Raw genomic sequence first — 15179 nt, forward strand, 5'->3', positions numbered from 1 at the left:
GCTCCTAGCCGATGTTGGACAACTTGAGCAGGTGGCGCAGGTCGTCCAGCACGTGCTTGCCGTTGACCTTGGCGTCGTAACGCAACACCAGGTTGCCGTGCGGGTCGACGATCCACAGTTGCGGGCCAAGCTCACCGACCTTGTTCAGGTAGCGCTGGGCATCCAGCGGGTAGCGTTGCAACTGCGGGTACTCACGGCCGAGCAGCGCCTGGTAGTCAGCGCTCAACGGCTGCGCGGCAGCCAGCGCATGGCTGGCACGGCCGGCATCACGGCCCAGGCCAACTTGTATCTGCCGGGCCAGGTACACCAGGCGCTGGCAATCTTCGGCGCAGGCCTCGGGCGTGCTGACCAACACTTGCCAGCGCGCGTCCTGGCCATCGATGCCGATATCGCTGCGGCTCTCGCCGTTGCCGATCATCGCGCCGTGGTAGCTGCGGCCGTCTGGCACCCAGAACTTGAGCTTGTACATGCTGGTGGCCAGGATCATCGGGCCGAGCACTACCAGCAGAATCAGAATCAGCTGCAAACGCCCGCGGGTTCTGGGCTTGCTGCGTTCAGGCACGTCCAGTGGACGGGTGGCGGCGGCCATGGTGGTTCTCCTTTTTATCGTTGTGCCAGCCAAAGTAGAGGTAAAGCAGCACCAGCGCGGTGGCCAGGGCAAACCACTGCACCGCATAGCCCAGGTGCTTTTCCGGCCCCAGTGCGACGACCGGCCAACCCAGGCGATAGCTGGCCGGCCCGGGCTCCAGGCGCAGCTCATGGGTGTAGCCTTCACGGCCCAATTGCTGCCACAGCTGGGCGGCATCGATGGCCGTCAGCAAGTGCGGCCATTGGCCGCCGGCGGGGTCCGGGTGCAGCTGGAAGGTGCTGCCAGGCGCCACATACACCGACGCGTCCAGCGCCAGCGGCTGCGCCGGGGTTGTGAAGTGCACCGGCACGCGGCGGTCCGGCCACGGCAACCAGCCGCGGTTGACCAGCAACCACAGCCCACTGGCCTGGTCATGGAAGGGCTGCAACAGCTCGACGCCGGCCTCGCCGTCGCGCATTCGGTTATCCAGCAGCAGGCTGTGTTCACCATCGAAACGGCCGTACAGGTGCACACGGCGGTAGGCGGCATCGTCGCGTTGCTGCAACTGGGCAGTGGAGAGCGGCGTGTCGAGGCTGCGCTCGGCATAGGTCGCCAGCAGCGCGCGCTTTTCGTCGGCGCGGCCCAATTGCCAGCAGCCAAGCGCGATCAACCCCGGTAGCAGCGCAAGCACCACCAGGGTCGGGACCCAACCTGGGCGAAACGGCCTCACAGGCGCCTCGCTATACTTATCCACATCACCGCATCCCCCCGGAGAAGCGCCATGCTCAAGGCCGCGATTGTCCTGATGCTGTTGGCCACGGTTGCCAGCCTGTTCAGTGGCCTGGTGTTCCTGGTCAAGGACGACGAAAACTCGACCCGCTTGCTGAAGGCACTGACCGTGCGCGTGACCCTGGCGGCCCTGACCATCGGCCTGGTGGCCTACGGCTTCATCAGTGGCCAGCTGGTGTCACACGCCCCCTTCTGAACCTGTATCGCCTTGACTGGCCTGCACATGTGTCAAAGCACATACACAAAGATGAACAGCCCCACCCACACCACATCGACGAAGTGCCAGTACCAGCTGGCTGCCTCGAAGCCGAAGTGTTTATCGGGGTTGAAGTGCCCGCGCAGGATGCGCACGAACATCACGATCAAGATGATCGTGCCCAGCGTCACGTGGGCGCCGTGGAAGCCGGTGAGCATGAAGAAGGTCGCGCCGTAGATCCCCGAGCCCAGCGTCAGCCCCAGCTTGGTATAGGCCTCGTGGTACTCGTAGGCCTGCAGCGTGATGAAGCTGATGCCCAGCGCGATGGTCAGCGCCATCCACAGTTTCAGCGCACCCCGGTGGTCACGCCGCAAGGCATGGTGGGCAATGGTGATGGTCACACTCGAGCTGACCAGCAAAATGGTGTTGATCAACGGCAAGTGCCAAGGGTCGATGACTTCCTTGGGCGGCGGGAACAGTTTCGGGTCAGGCGTGTGCAGCAGCGGCCAGGCAAACTCGAAGCTGGGCCACAGCATGTGCGCAACGCCTTTGGCCCCTTCACCGCCCAGCCACGGCCCGGCCAGTACGCGGACGTAGAACAGCGCGCCAAAAAAGGCCAGGAAGAACATCACCTCGGAAAAGATGAACCAGCTCATGCCCCAGCGGAACGAACGGTCCAGCTGCGGGCTGTACAGCCCGCCACGGCTTTCTTTCACCACCGCCCCGAACCAGCCGAACAGCATGTAGGCCAGGCACAGCGCGCCGACGAAGAAAATCAACGGCCCATGGGAGTCGGGGTGCCCGGCTTTCATGTCGTTGAACCAGGTGCCAAGGCCGAACACCGTGATGAACATGCCGACCGTCGCGATGATCGGCCACTTGCTCTGCGCCGGAACGTAGTAGTGCTCATGACTTGCCATTGCTGTTCTCCTTCCCTTAACGGGCGCCCTGGACGTCCTGGGCCGCAACATGCGCGACCGGCGGGTGGCGAGCGGTGATGTCGAACAAGGTGTAAGCCAGTGTCAGGTGCTTCACGCTGGCCGGCAGATCGCGGTCGACGATGAAGCGCACCGGCATCTCGATGCGTTCGCCGGGCTGCAGCACCTGCTGGGTAAAGCAGAAGCACTCGGTCTTGTGGAAGTACGCCGCGGCCTCGGCCGGGGTGATGCTGGGTATCGCCTGGGCGCTCATCGGCCGGTCGGTCGGGTTGCGCGCGACGAAGATCATCTGGTTGACCGCACCTGGGTTCACGTCGATCTGGTCGGCCGTGGAGTAGAAATCCCAGACCATGTCGCTGGCGTTGGTCGACATGAACTGCACCCGTACCGAGCGCGACGGGTCGCTGACCTGGCTGCCTTCGTACTGGCCGCCGGTCTTGCCATTGATGCCAAAGGCCTTGCACATCACGTCGTAGATCGGCACCAGGGCGAAACCGAAGGCGAACATCACCACCGTCAGCATCAGCAGGCGCATGACCAGGCGTTTGAGCGACAGGCCGTTCATGGCTATTTCACGTCCGGTGGCGTCTGGAAGGTGTGGTAAGGCGCAGGCGAGGGGATCGACCACTCCAGGCCCTCGGCACCGTCCCAAGGTTTGGCCGGCGCCGGGGCGCCGCCGCGGATGCACTTGATGACGATGAACAGGAAGAAGATCTGCGTGGCACCGAACATGAACGCGCCGATCGAGGAGACCATGTTGAAGTCGGCGAACTGCAGGTTGTAGTCCGGAATACGCCGCGGCATGCCCGCCAAGCCCACGAAGTGCATGGGGAAGAAGGCCATGTTCATGCCGACGAACGACAGCCAGAAGTGCAGCTTGCCGAGGGTTTCGTCATACATGTGCCCGGTCCATTTCGGCAGCCAGTAGTAGGCCGAGGCGAAGATGCCAAAGATCGCCCCAGGCACCAGCACGTAGTGGAAGTGCGCGACCACGAAGTACGTGTCGTGGTACTGGAAGTCGGCAGGGGCGATGGCCAGCATCAACCCGGAGAACCCGCCGATGGTGAACAGGATGACGAAGGCGATGGCGAACAGCATCGGCGTCTCGAAGGTCAGCGACCCTTCCCACATGGTGCTGACCCAGTTGAACACCTTCACCCCGGTCGGCACGGCAATGAGCATGGTGGCGTACATGAAGAACAGCTCGCCCACCACCGGGATGCCAACCACGAACATGTGGTGCGCCCAGACGATGAACGACAGGAAGGCGATCGCCCCCGTGGCATAGACCATCGAGGTGTAGCCGAACAGCGGCTTGCGCGAGAACGCCGGGATGATCGAGCTGACCGCGCCGAACGCCGGCAGGATCATGATGTACACCTCGGGGTGGCCGAAGAACCAGAACACGTGCTGGAACAGCACCGGGTCACCGCCACCCGCGGCGCTGAAGAAGCTGGTGCCGAAGTGGATGTCCATCAGCATCATGGTCACCACACCGGCCAGCACCGGCATCACGGCAATCAGCAGGAACGCGGTGATCAGCCAGGTCCAGACGAACAGCGGCATTTTCATCAAGGTCATGCCGGGGGCGCGCAGGTTGAGGATGGTGGCAATGACGTTGATCGCGCCCATGATCGAGCTGATGCCCATCAGGTGGATGGCAAAGATGAAGAAGGTCACGCTGGCCGGGGCATAGGTGGTCGACAGTGGCGCGTAGAAGGTCCAGCCGAAGTTAGGCCCGCCGCCGGGGCTGAACAAGGTCGAGACCAGCAGCAGGAAGGCCGCAGGCAACAGCCAGAAGCTGAAGTTGTTCATCCGCGGCAGGGCCATGTCCGGCGCGCCAATCATCAGCGGGATCATCCAGTTGGCCAGGCCGACGAAGGCTGGCATCACCGCGCCGAACACCATGATCAGCCCGTGCATGGTGGTCATCTGGTTGAAGAACGCTGGCTCGACGATCTGCAGCCCCGGCTGGAACAGCTCGGCGCGGATCACCATGGCGAACGAGCCACCGAGCAGGAACATCATGAAGGCGAACCACAGGTACATCGTGCCGATGTCCTTGTGGTTGGTGGTCAGCACCCAGCGCATCAGGCCCTTGGCCGGGCCGTGGGCATGCTCATGGCCGTGGGCGTGGTCGTCGATCACTGCACTCATGTCCTGTCTCCTGCAATCCATTGATTGCCGCGAGTAACCCGGTTCATTGCGCTTCTGCCTGCTTGAGCGCCAGCACATCCTTCGGCGTGACCATGTCGCCCTTGTTGTTGCCCCAGGCGTTGCGCTCGTAAGTGACCACGGCGGCAATGTCGACTTCCGAGAGCTGCTTGCCGAACGCGGCCATGGCCGTGCCGGGCTTGCCGTGGAAGACGATGCTCAGGTGGCCTTCCTTCGGCCCGGTGGCAATCTTCGAGCCCTTGAGGGCCGGGAACATCGGCGGCAGGCCCTGGCCTTCGGCCTGGTGACAGGCCACGCAGGTGGTGTGGTAGACCTTGTCGCCGCGCTCGACCAGCTCTTCGAGGGTCCACTCTTTGCTGGTCAGCTCCTTGAGCTTGGCCGCCTCGGCCTTGCGTTCGCCCAGCCAGGTGTCGTAATCGGCCTTGGACTTGACCTCGACCACCACCGGCATGAAGCCGTGGTCCTTGCCGCACAGCTCGGTGCACTGGCCGCGGTAGATGCCGGGCTTCTCGATGCGCGTCCAGGCCTCATTGACGAAGCCTGGGATGGCATCACGCTTGACCGCGAACGCCGGCACCCACCAGGAATGGATCACGTCGGCCGCAGTTACCAGAAAGCGCACTTTCGCACCCACCGGCAGCACCAGCGGCTGGTCGACTTCGAGCAGGTAGTGCTCGTCCTTGGGGGCCTTGTTGTGAATCTGATCGGCGGGGGTGGCCAGGTTGCTGAAGAACTCCACGTCCTGGCCCAGGTACTTGTAGTGCCACTTCCACTGGTAGCCGGTGACCTGGATGTCGATGTCCGACTCACTGGCGTCGTAGATGTCGATCAGTGTCTTGGTCGCGGGGATGGCCATGGCCACCAGGATCAGAAACGGCACCACGGTCCACATGATTTCGACCCAGGTGTGCTCGTGAAAATGCGCTGCCTGTTGGCCTGTGGAACGGCGGTGGACGACCATCGACCAGAACATCGCGCCGAACACCACGATGCCGATGATCACGCAGATCCAGAAGATGGTCATGTGCAGGTCGAAGACGGCGTTGGAGACTTCCGTCGCCCCCGGGTGCATGTTGACGGTCCAGGCGGCGTTGGCCTGTCCGAAAACCGTCCACAACAGGAGGCCCATCCAGACATGTGGATGTCGCATCATTGCGGGTTCCCCTTCTAATTCTTGTAGTCCCGAAGGCGTGGCCTGCGGCAAGAGGGAACGGCGGTCAAGACTGCCTGGCTTCGACGACCGAGCCCCTGCAAAAGCAGACGGGCCTCATCAACGAATCACGTTCAACGGGAGTATAGACAGCGACCAATGGCACGCAATGCAGCCTGTGAAATGAACTTCACGAAATTGCCCAATGCCCTGAAAACCGCGCGCTTGATAGGATATGGCGCAATAGTGGCATACCGATATGCCAGAGCAAGCACACGTTTGCGCGGTTTATAACAAATACGTCTTAGGTATTCTGTATACCGAGCTAATTTAGTGTCTTCCGTTTGACACGTAATGTCCCTGGAGTTGTCATGAACATCGCTGCTGTACGCGAGCAGATTAGCCAAGCCCATCAACACGAACTTGAAACCGGCCAACTGAAAGAACGTCTAGAGCTACAACTGCCGCATTTGCACCCCTCGATCCAGCTACCTGAGCAGGACGCCCAGGGTAGTTTGGCGCGTTTCGTCAGCGCCTACATCGACCAGGTTCCAGAGCTGCTGGAGGCTGCCCACGAGGTAGCCCGTGAAGCGGGGATCGAGTCGCAGATCAAACCGGTACTGAAAATTGCCGAAGCTTATTTCCAGCAGCCGCCCACGGTAATGCAAGGGCATGTCGGGCTGGATTGCCTGCTGGACGAGGCCTACCTGGCGCATCGCCTGGTGGAGGAGGTCAACGACCTGTACATCCGCCACTTCAAGCAGCCGTTGATTCCGTTCGACACCACGATGGCCAACCTGATTGCCCATCAGCTGATCGGCGAGACCTTCGCCAACCAGCTCGATGAAGTGGTGCATCATTCGGTCGACGAGATGCTCAATGACGAGAGCTTTGCGGTGGAATCGGTGGAGGCTTATCGCGAGAAACTGAGCAGCCCGGAAACCGGCAACGCCTGGAAGCGTTGGCCGTGCCTGTCGCGTCAGCTGGGTGTTGAGCTGGGCCAGCCTGCCTGATACCCCTGTCCCGGCCTCTTCGCGGGGCAAGCCCGCTCCCACAAAGTGGATTGCATACCCACTGTAGGAGCGGGCTTGCCCGCGAAGAGGCCAGATCAGTCAACACAACAGCTAAACACTAAGCCCCAACCCCCGCCGTCGTCCGCAGCCGCCCCTCGATGCGCCGCTTCAAGCGCCGCTGCTCGATCAACAAGCGCGACCCATTGGCTGCATTGCTCCGGCCCCAGTCCTCAAGCAGTTCCAGGCATGAGTGGTCGATATAGCTGAGGTTGCCCAACGGCACATGCAAGGTGGTCCCCGCCGGCACCGTGTCCAGCACATGGGTCAACGCCGGCACCTTGAGGAAGGTCGCAGCGCCACTCAGGCGCAGTTCCATGTGCCCAGGCTTGCCCAAGCTCACCAGGTTGATTTTCAACCGCGCCGCCTTGAAGGCCAGCTTGAGCAAGGTCAACGCAAAGCCCAGCAGTACGCCGGTCAGCAGGTCGGTGAAGATGATCGCCAGGGCCGTCGCCGCATAGGTGAACATCGGCATGCGGCCATACCGGCCCAACCCACGAAACGCCTTGAAGTCCACCAGCTTGATGCCGGTAAACACCAGCACACCCGCCAAGCTCGCCACCGGGATTTGCTGCAGCACACTGCTCAACACCACGACAAACGCCAACAGCCACAAGCCATGGAAAATCGCCGAGGCTCGGGTCTGCGCGCCGGCCTGGACATTCGCCGAGCTGCGCACGATCACCCCGGTCATCGGCAGGGCGCCGAGCACACCGCACAGCATGTTGCCGATGCCCTGGGCGGACAGTTCGCGGTCGAAGTCCGAGCGCTGGCCGCTGTGCATACGGTCCACCGCGGCAGCCGACAACAGGGTCTCGGCACTGGCAATGAACGCCAGGGCGAATGCCGCCACCAGCAAGGTCGGGTCGGCCAGGTTCATCAGGTCATCCAGGCGGATCCAGTCGATGGCCTCGGAAAGGTCTGCCGGCACCTGCACCCGGTTCACCGGCAGCGCCAGCCACAGGCTGATGGCGGTCATCGCTGCTACGCCCAGCAAGGCACCGGGCACGAACCGCAGCTGTTGCGGCCGCAAGCGCTCCCAGCCCCACATGATGGCGATGGTACCCAGCCCAAGTGCACCGGCTTGCCAGCCGGCCCCTGCGCTTTCCAACGGCAGGGCTGCGGCCAGGGTTGCCGGAAACGCCAGCAGGTTCTGCATGCCCGAAGGCTGCGGCGCCGTGTCGAACATCACATGCACCTGCGACAGCACGATCAGCACACCAATACCCGCCAGCATGCCGTACACCACGGCCGGTGCCGTGACGCGGAACCAGCAGCCCAGGCGCAAGCGCCCCGCCAGCAATTGCAACAGCCCGGCCAGCAGCAGGATCGGCCCGAGCATGGCCACGCCGTGCTGGCGCACCAACTCGAACACCAGCACCGCCAAGCCGGCGGCAGGGCCACTGACCTGCAGCGGCGAACCCGCCAGGAAGCCCACCACGACGCCACCGATAATGCCGGTGAGCAGGCCCTTGGCAGGCGGCATCCCCGAGGCGATGGCGATGCCCATGCACAAGGGCAGGGCGACCAGAAATACCACCACCGACGCCAACAACTCTCGCGGCAAGGCCGCTTTCAACTGTGTCATGTTCACCGTGTTTCTCCATTTATCTGTTGCACGGCCATTCCTCTGGCCGTGAGCACGTTGGCCCCTGAAAAACGCGCAGGCGCGGGCCGCCAGCGAGCATGCCGGCAAGGCAATCAGGGAATTCAAGGCAGCCGAAGGCCGCGCCACACCCCTACAGGGTGCAGCCGGCTATCAAGGTTCTAGCGGTGGAAGGGTCGCTTAGTAGCGGCCTCTCGGGGTAGCGCAGGGGACCGGCTCGCCCGCAGCCAGGGGCAGGAAGCTGTCGCTGGCAGCGTCATAGGCTTCGATCTTGCTGGTCTCGATGTCGTAGACCCAACCATGGATATACAACTCGCCCGCCGCCAGGCGCGAGGCGACCGAGGGGTGAGTGCGCAGGTGATGCAGCTGGGCGATGACGTTTTCTTTGGTCAGCACCTGCATGGTCTCGTGCTCGCTGCCGCAGGAGCAGTTGTTCTCGACCACGGTGCGTGCCACTTCGGCGTGGCGCAGCCAGGCGGAAACCGTCGGCATCTTGGTCAGCGATTGCGGGTTGAGTACCGCACGCATCGCGCCGCAGTCCGAGTGGCCGCAGACGATGATGTGGTGTACACCCAGTGCCAGTACCGCGTATTCGATGGCGCTGGACACGCCGCCGTTCATCTGGCCATACGGGGGCACCACGTTGCCGACGTTACGGGTCACGAACAGGTCGCCTGGCGAGCTTTGGGTAATCAGCTCGGGGACGATGCGCGAGTCGGCACAGGTGATGAACATGGCGCGTGGCGTTTGCGCGGTGGCGAGCTTCTTGAACAGCTGTTGCTGCTCGGGGAAGACGTCATGGTGAAAGCGCAGAAAGCCGTCGACGATGTGCTTCAGGGCGGCATCGGCGCTCTCGGCGGGTACATCCGGAACGACCTTGGATGGGTCCTTGACGGGCATGATTCATCCTCTTGACGGTGTGAAGGTAAGTCCATTTTACCGGTGAAAGATTCAGGCTATGCAGGGATTTAGATGACGCGCACAGGCCACAGATCACAGTCTTCGTTGACTGATTGCCTACGCTAGCGGGGAAAACTTAACTGAAACTTAATTCGGAGGCTCTAGAACAGGCGTTCCAGATAGGTAAGGCGGGATTTGAATAATAGCAAAAAAACATCAATTGCCTAGTACCATTACTGTAATTATTCACTTGGATTAGTGGTACTAGGGTTACCTGTAGGAGCAGCCTTGTGCTGCGAAGAGGCCGCTAGCCGCACCAAACATCGATTGCAGGCTACCGGCCTCTTCGCAGCGCAAGGCTGCTCCTACAACGGCTCGATCGAGCGGCTGGGTTACAACGGCGTTTTTCGCCACACCAGCCAAGGCTCGACCACTTCGCCCAATTGCCCTTGCGGCACGGCACCGAAATAGCGGCCATCGAACGACAAGCGGCTGTAATCGGAGAGCATCAGCACCTCGTCGCTGCCCAAGCGAAAGTGCGCCAACGGTGGCTGCGGCATGGGGCGGCCACTGGGGTCTTGCTGCAACGGCTGGCTACGCACCTGCAACTGCCCGTTGACGCTGACCCCCTCGGCAGTGATCTGCACGTCGTCACCCGATACCGCGACCAGCCGCTTGAGCAGGTGCATGTATCCTCCAGGGCAGGTTCCCCCAGCCAGGTAGCCGCGCGCGTGCGCTAGCTGAAACACAGCCTCCTGCGGCGGGCAAAACATCACCAGGTCGCCTTTTTCCGGTGCCTTGTCGACCACCCAGTAAATGCCCGGCGGAAAACTGCTGGTGACGTTAAGCCGCGCACCACCCCACAGCACCAGCGGCACTGCGCAAAACGCCAGAATGGCCACGACAGCGGCCACGCTCAACGGCCGTTTCATGCCGGCAACTCGATGGTGCGGTCGCTTTCACGCGGTGCCGGCACCTTGGCGCGGGCCAGGAATACCGGGTCCTGGAAATACAGCGGTTGCTTGCCATAAAACGCCGGGTAGCCTGCGCAATACACCACCATGTCGCCGGCTTCCTGGATATTGCCCTGGCCATCCTTGCGTGGGCCTGGCATGCGCAGGGCCTCGTCGGTGGTCAGCAGCGGCCGCTGCACTTCCTGAATAGTGCGCGACACCTGGCCCAGCAATGCGCTGGAACGTCGCCCGCTGGTGGTCACCTGCTCTTTGACGATGGTGGTCTGCCCGGTGAGCTTGGACAGGTGTTCCGCCGTTTCCACCCGGTTTGGCGGGTAGGCGTTCTGGATGTGGCAGTTGGAGGTGATGCTCTCGTTCTGCCCGTAGAACTCCTGCAACTGCGACAAATCTTGGATGATCAGGTAGCACTTGATGCCATAACCGGCCACGAAGGCCAGCGACTCCTGCATGATGTCCAGCTTGCCCAGGCTCGGGAACTCGTCGAGCATCATCAGCAGCCGGTGCTTGTAGTGCGCCTTGGGCCGGCCGTCCTCGAAGTCCATCTTGTCGGCCAGCAAGCGCACGATCATGTTCACCAGGATGCGCACCAAGGGGCGCAAGCGCGCCTTGTCGTTGGGCTGGGTGATGATGAACAGGCTGACCGGGTCGTCGTGGTTCATCAGGTCGCGGATCTTGAACTCCGAGCGGCTCACGTTACGCGCCACGATCGGGTCGCGGAACAGCGACAGGTACGATTTGGCGGTCGACAGCACCGAGCCGGCCTCTTCGGCAGGCCGGTCGAGCATGTCACGTGCAGCCGACCCCACCAGCGGGTGGTTTTCGCCATCGAGGTGGCCGTAGTGGGTCATTTCCGCCCACAGCTCGCTGATTGGCCGCGACGGGTCGGCAAGCATGGCGTCCAGCGCCGGCAGGCTGGCGACACCGCCCTCGTCCTGCGAGCGGTAGCACAGGTGCAGGATGCAACCCACCAGCATCGCCTGGGAGGTCTTCTGCCAGTGGTCGTTGAGGCCCTTGCCGTCCGGGTCGACGATCAGCGTGGCCAGGTTCTGCACATCGCCCACTTCGAACTCGGTGCCCAGGCGGATCTCTTCCAGCGGGTTCCAGCCCACGCAGCCATTGGCGGTGGCCGGTTCGAAACGCAATACCCGGTTGCCGGCATGCTGCTGACGCCAGCCAGCGGTGAGCGCCCAGAGTTCGCCCTTGAGGTCGGTGATCACCGCGCTGTGCTTCCACGACAGCAACGTCGGGATCACCAGGCCAACGCCCTTACCGCTGCGCGTCGGGGCGAAGGTGAGGATGTGCTCCGGGCCGTTGTGCCGCAGGTAATGCAGCTTGTTGCGCTTGTCCAGCCAGGCGCCTACGTACACGCCATCATCAGCCAACAGGCCGGCGCTCTCGATATCCTTGCGCTCGCCCCAACGCGCAGAGCCATGAAGGAACTGATTGGCCTTGGAGCTGTTGCTGCTGATCATGCGGATCACGACCATCGCCATCATGCCGACGCCGCTGACCAGAACCCCCAGGGACCCGGCGCGCAGCAAGGTGTCTTGGTACTGATCGGACCAGTTGGCGGCCCACACCAGAATCATCCATGGGGCGTAGACGCCATTCAGGTTCGCCCCCAACGCCGCATGGTTATTGAACAGGTAGGCGAAGTACTGGGTGGCAGTAGCCAGGCCGGCCAGCAGGCAGAAAATGGCCAGGATGGCCTGCCCCGTGTTGCCGCCACTGCGCTGGCCCCCGCGGATCTGCGGGCCCACAGCGTTGTTATGTTTCATGGGTTCGCTCCGTGAACGAAAGGATGGGATAGGGAAGGTGCTGGTTCATGGCGAGGTTGTGCGCGAACGCCCGATGTCCTGGGCCTGGGTACGCCGCTGCGCCTCAGAAAGCGTGCGCTCGGCCTGACGTTGCAAGCTCCATTGCTCGACCAGCTCTGGCTGCTCGGCGCGCAGTTGGCGCACCGCCAACTCCTCGATGCGTGGGGTGTACAGGCCCATGCCGTGGTGCAGCTCCTGCACCCGCTCCAGGCGGCCTTGCAGTTGCTGCAGCCGCGCCTGGCAACGCTGATTGCCCTGCTCCCAGGCGGCGCGGGTGGAGGGCAGGGCCAGCCAGCCCGGGCGCGAGGCCTGGTTCTGCTGCAATTGCGCCTGTTGGCGGTCCAGCATGGCCTCCAGGCGCTGCTCCAGGGCCCCGGCCTGCTCGGCCTTCTGCTCGACGCACTCGCCAAGTGCCTGGTTGTAGCGTGCTTGCACTGGGCTGGCGTCCAGCAGCGCGGTCTGCTCGGCGGCCAGCGCCTGAGCCTGCGCCTCCAATGCCTGCCCGGCATCGTCGAGCGGCGGCTTGGGCGGTTTAGGCTCGTTCATGGGCATCTGCTTCATATCAGGAAGAGGTATCCAGCCTTGGCCATCGGGATGCGAATCAGCCACAGCGCCAGCAGGTGCAGCGGGTAATAGGCGTAGAACAGCCAGCGCCAGCGCGGCAGGTCAGGCCTGACCCAGCGGGCGGCCAGCAGCACCGGCAACGCGGCCAGCGCCCAGGCATTGCCGTTGATCGGCGTTAACGCCGCAAGCGCAAGCACGGCCCCCACGGCAGCCAGCAGGTTCGGCCGCCGCACGTACCAACCCACACACAGCCCCAACAGCACGGCCGGCCACCAGAACTCGACCCAGGCACCGCCCACGACCACCACCAGTAACGCCAGCCCCCAGAACAGCGGCCGCCCTTGCGCAGCACGGTCGCAGGCCTCGGTCGCCAGGGTAACCACCAGCAACGTGAAGAGGATGTTCAGCGGGTAGCCGCCGTACAGCAGCCCCCCAAGGGCAATGAACGGCGGCGTCGCCAACACCCCGAACAGAAACAGGCGCAGCGCAGTGCGCCGGTAAGCACCGTTTTCCACTGTTCCAGGCCGCGCCAGGTTGTACGCCAGCACGACCACGAACAGCGGCATCGCCAAGCGCCCTGCCTCGAACAGGTAAGGCAGGGTCTCGTTGAACAGGTACTTGTTCACGTGGTCGCCGGTCATCAGCAACAGCGCCAGCCACTTCAGCGCTTCTACCGTACCGTCGGCGAGTTGCAGGCGCGGCATCGAAATCACCGACGCATGGCCTGGGAAAGCCCTGTATCGAGCTCCAGCTTCGGCGCCACATCACGGGCCAGGTCGCCGATGCCTTTCTCGTGGACAATCGCCGTGCTCTTGCCTACCTGGAAGTTGCGGCTCGGGTCGACGTCACGGCGGTCATGAATGACGAACTGATCGGTCTGGCCGACCTTCTGCAGGATGTGGTGCTCGTCCATGTCGACGACCATCCCGCTGACCGCCTTGCGCCCGCTCTCTGAAGCTTCGCCGATACTGGCTGAGGGGTTCAGGCCGCGGGCTTTGTCTTCCATCGACTTGAATGAGTCACTGCGTTGCTGGGCTTGGGGGTCGACCTGCGGGCCCGCCGTTATCCCTTGTGGAACCGGTACGGCTTGCAGCTTCAGGCCCTCGATGTAGTCCGTGCTGGGCCGCGAAGCCTTGAGCTCGCCGGATAGTGTCGCAACCTGTTCCTGCGAAGCGGCATTCAATTGTGCACGTGCCTGCTTCAAGCTATCCAGGGTCTCGGACTTCGCGTGCGTGCGCTCTTCCAAGCCCAAGAACTGCGCCGACGCCGATAGCGCCTGACGCCCGATATCCGCAATCTTGCCGCCCACACCCTCAAATCCGCGCACCAGTGCACTGCGGCTAAGGCTGTCATCATTCTCGAAGATGACACCCCGACCATTGGTCTCGTGATCGAAGGGGCGTGCCTGGCGATCAAAGGGGTTGAACGTGCCGCGTTCCATCGCGAAGGGCGTGTTGTTTACAGCCTGGTACGAACCGTCCTCGCCACGACTGAACGCTTTGTTACCTTCCTTCAGACGCGAATCGATCAGGGCTTCCTGGACCTTTTCGGGGCTCTTGACCACGTCGTTGTACTGCTCGATGCGCTGCACGTCTTCCTGCTGCATCGGCTTCATCTCGATGCCAGCGGACTGCAGGCGGTCGTGCATCACTGCCAGCGGCCCTGCTGCCAGCACGTCGTCTTGATAGCCGCCGCCGACTTGCGAGTGCGCGCCAGCGAATTTCAGCTCTTCGATACGCGAGTTGTCGTCATTGCGCAACGCACTGGTCAGGCGGAACGTATCGCGGTATTCGTTCATCGCGACCAGGTGAGTGGTCGAGTCGACGTTCTTGCCGATTTCCAGGTTCTTGCCCAAATGGGTATCGGACTTCGCGTTGCCATACGAGGCGACGGTGTCAAAGATGCCCAGTTTATTCACATGGGCCTCGCCGGGGGGGATCAGGAAATCGCCAGTGGGTTGCCCCTGACCATCCAGCTTTGGCACACCGCGCTCGATGAACTCGTTGGCCAATGCACGGGACTGCGCCGCGCCACGGCTGAAACCGACGATGTTGACGTCGACTTTTTCGTCCGGGTACTTGTTATGAAAGGCCACGATAGCGTCGTAGGCCTGATCGATACGCTCCTGGCCACCCAGCCCGGTACCGCCCTCGAGCAAGGAACGCCCCGTGGTGTTGGCTTGGCTGCCAACGCCATCGAAGTAGATTTTTTCCGATTGCCCGGAGCGCTCATTGGCATCGTACTGCTGGGGAGGCTGCCCAGAGTTACGGGCCAGGTTGGTGCCCTGGGCCGTATCCAGTTCATATAGGCGAGCGACGTTGGTCTGCTTGCCTTCAGGTACATCCAGGTCTTTGTTGTTACCGGTGCCATCGAAGTACACCGTAAAGCGCTTAGCATCGCTCATGCCATATCCCTATGGATAATCCCCCCCT

General features: G+C 62.7%; 15 protein-coding genes. 2 read left to right on the top strand and 13 right to left on the bottom strand.

The genetic code is table 11. The annotated features are described in order from the left end of the window. Positions 1-4: 4 nt before the first annotated feature. Positions 5-589 (bottom strand): hypothetical protein, encoded by a 585-nt coding sequence (locus GIB19_RS06230; RefSeq protein ID WP_027591990.1) that lies wholly within the window; start codon positions 587-589, stop codon positions 5-7. After that, a complete protein-coding gene (locus GIB19_RS06235; RefSeq protein WP_274885111.1) occupies positions 555-1298 on the bottom strand; it encodes an SURF1 family protein in 744 nt (247 codons plus the stop codon). The genes GIB19_RS06230 and GIB19_RS06235 overlap by 35 nt, the downstream gene beginning before the upstream one ends. Before the next feature lie 51 nt (positions 1299-1349). On the opposite strand from GIB19_RS06235, the gene GIB19_RS06240 reads away from it, so the two are divergent. Further along, the gene (locus GIB19_RS06240; protein ID WP_027591992.1) at positions 1350-1553 is read left to right on the top strand and encodes a twin transmembrane helix small protein; all 204 of its coding nucleotides are present in this window, start codon (positions 1350-1352) and stop codon (positions 1551-1553) included. A 32-nt stretch (positions 1554-1585) separates the two neighbouring features. Here the strand turns inward: GIB19_RS06240 and GIB19_RS06245 are convergent, their stop codons facing one another. From GIB19_RS06245 to coxB, 4 genes are read right to left on the bottom strand one after another with little or no spacing between them, the layout of a single operon-like run. Next, complete coding sequence (locus tag GIB19_RS06245; RefSeq protein WP_027591993.1) at positions 1586-2473, bottom strand: cytochrome c oxidase subunit 3; 888 nt, start codon at positions 2471-2473, stop codon at positions 1586-1588. 16 nt (positions 2474-2489) lie between these two features. Further along, on the bottom strand, positions 2490-3056 hold the full coding sequence (locus GIB19_RS06250; RefSeq protein WP_027591994.1) for a cytochrome c oxidase assembly protein: 567 nt from the start codon (positions 3054-3056) through the stop codon (positions 2490-2492). A 2-nt stretch (positions 3057-3058) separates the two neighbouring features. Beyond that, the gene (gene ctaD, locus GIB19_RS06255) at positions 3059-4648 is read right to left on the bottom strand and encodes a cytochrome c oxidase subunit I (protein WP_027591995.1); all 1590 of its coding nucleotides are present in this window, start codon (positions 4646-4648) and stop codon (positions 3059-3061) included. A 43-nt stretch (positions 4649-4691) separates the two neighbouring features. Beyond that, positions 4692-5819 (bottom strand): cytochrome c oxidase subunit II, encoded by a 1128-nt coding sequence (coxB, locus tag GIB19_RS06260; RefSeq protein ID WP_085272114.1) that lies wholly within the window; start codon positions 5817-5819, stop codon positions 4692-4694. Positions 5820-6187: 368 nt separating this feature from the next. On the opposite strand from coxB, the gene GIB19_RS06265 reads away from it, so the two are divergent. After that, positions 6188-6829 (top strand): hypothetical protein, encoded by a 642-nt coding sequence (locus GIB19_RS06265; RefSeq protein ID WP_027591997.1) that lies wholly within the window; start codon positions 6188-6190, stop codon positions 6827-6829. 118 nt (positions 6830-6947) lie between these two features. Here the strand turns inward: GIB19_RS06265 and GIB19_RS06270 are convergent, their stop codons facing one another. The 7 genes from GIB19_RS06270 to GIB19_RS06300 all read right to left on the bottom strand — a co-directional run bounded on the left by GIB19_RS06270 (position 6948) and on the right by GIB19_RS06300 (position 15151). Next, a complete protein-coding gene (locus tag GIB19_RS06270) occupies positions 6948-8474 on the bottom strand; it encodes a SulP family inorganic anion transporter (protein WP_274884364.1) in 1527 nt (508 codons plus the stop codon). A gap of 198 nt (positions 8475-8672) precedes the next feature. Continuing rightward, complete coding sequence (locus tag GIB19_RS06275; RefSeq protein WP_099428002.1) at positions 8673-9392, bottom strand: carbonic anhydrase; 720 nt, start codon at positions 9390-9392, stop codon at positions 8673-8675. A gap of 392 nt (positions 9393-9784) precedes the next feature. Beyond that, positions 9785-10324: a conjugative transfer signal peptidase TraF gene (traF, locus tag GIB19_RS06280; RefSeq protein ID WP_274884366.1), complete on the bottom strand. Its 540-nt coding sequence runs from the start codon at positions 10322-10324 to the stop codon at positions 9785-9787. Further along, complete coding sequence (locus GIB19_RS06285; protein ID WP_274884368.1) at positions 10321-12144, bottom strand: type IV secretory system conjugative DNA transfer family protein; 1824 nt, start codon at positions 12142-12144, stop codon at positions 10321-10323. The genes traF and GIB19_RS06285 overlap by 4 nt, the downstream gene beginning before the upstream one ends. 45 nt (positions 12145-12189) lie before the next feature. Continuing rightward, the gene (locus GIB19_RS06290; RefSeq protein ID WP_186679173.1) at positions 12190-12729 is read right to left on the bottom strand and encodes an IncP plasmid survival protein KfrC family protein; all 540 of its coding nucleotides are present in this window, start codon (positions 12727-12729) and stop codon (positions 12190-12192) included. A gap of 11 nt (positions 12730-12740) precedes the next feature. Then, complete coding sequence (locus GIB19_RS06295; protein WP_274884373.1) at positions 12741-13451, bottom strand: TraX family protein; 711 nt, start codon at positions 13449-13451, stop codon at positions 12741-12743. A 5-nt stretch (positions 13452-13456) separates the two neighbouring features. Beyond that, on the bottom strand, positions 13457-15151 hold the full coding sequence (locus GIB19_RS06300) for a phospholipase effector Tle1 domain-containing protein (RefSeq protein WP_265967464.1): 1695 nt from the start codon (positions 15149-15151) through the stop codon (positions 13457-13459). Positions 15152-15179: the final 28 nt, after the last annotated feature.

Source organism: Pseudomonas sp. ITEM 17296 (assembly GCF_028895205.1).
Classification (GTDB): domain Bacteria; phylum Pseudomonadota; class Gammaproteobacteria; order Pseudomonadales; family Pseudomonadaceae; genus Aquipseudomonas; species Aquipseudomonas kermanshahensis.

What these genes read in the sequence shown, in the direction of transcription:
- traF (WP_274884366.1), bottom strand. Translation starts at nt 10,324, where the DNA reads ATGAAACGGCCGTTGAGCGTGGCCGCTGTCGTGGCCATTCTGGCGTTT.
- GIB19_RS06295 (WP_274884373.1), bottom strand. Translation starts at nt 13,451, where the DNA reads ATGCCGCGCCTGCAACTCGCCGACGGTACGGTAGAAGCGCTGAAGTGG.
- GIB19_RS06240 (WP_027591992.1), top strand. Translation starts at nt 1,350, where the DNA reads ATGCTCAAGGCCGCGATTGTCCTGATGCTGTTGGCCACGGTTGCCAGC.
- GIB19_RS06245 (WP_027591993.1), bottom strand. Translation starts at nt 2,473, where the DNA reads ATGGCAAGTCATGAGCACTACTACGTTCCGGCGCAGAGCAAGTGGCCG.
- GIB19_RS06275 (WP_099428002.1), bottom strand. Translation starts at nt 9,392, where the DNA reads ATGCCCGTCAAGGACCCATCCAAGGTCGTTCCGGATGTACCCGCCGAG.
- GIB19_RS06265 (WP_027591997.1), top strand. Translation starts at nt 6,188, where the DNA reads ATGAACATCGCTGCTGTACGCGAGCAGATTAGCCAAGCCCATCAACAC.
- GIB19_RS06290 (WP_186679173.1), bottom strand. Translation starts at nt 12,729, where the DNA reads ATGAACGAGCCTAAACCGCCCAAGCCGCCGCTCGACGATGCCGGGCAG.
- GIB19_RS06230 (WP_027591990.1), bottom strand. Translation starts at nt 589, where the DNA reads ATGGCCGCCGCCACCCGTCCACTGGACGTGCCTGAACGCAGCAAGCCC.
- GIB19_RS06285 (WP_274884368.1), bottom strand. Translation starts at nt 12,144, where the DNA reads ATGAAACATAACAACGCTGTGGGCCCGCAGATCCGCGGGGGCCAGCGC.
- coxB (WP_085272114.1), bottom strand. Translation starts at nt 5,819, where the DNA reads ATGATGCGACATCCACATGTCTGGATGGGCCTCCTGTTGTGGACGGTT.
- GIB19_RS06300 (WP_265967464.1), bottom strand. Translation starts at nt 15,151, where the DNA reads ATGAGCGATGCTAAGCGCTTTACGGTGTACTTCGATGGCACCGGTAAC.
- ctaD (WP_027591995.1), bottom strand. Translation starts at nt 4,648, where the DNA reads ATGAGTGCAGTGATCGACGACCACGCCCACGGCCATGAGCATGCCCAC.
- GIB19_RS06270 (WP_274884364.1), bottom strand. Translation starts at nt 8,474, where the DNA reads ATGACACAGTTGAAAGCGGCCTTGCCGCGAGAGTTGTTGGCGTCGGTG.
- GIB19_RS06250 (WP_027591994.1), bottom strand. Translation starts at nt 3,056, where the DNA reads ATGAACGGCCTGTCGCTCAAACGCCTGGTCATGCGCCTGCTGATGCTG.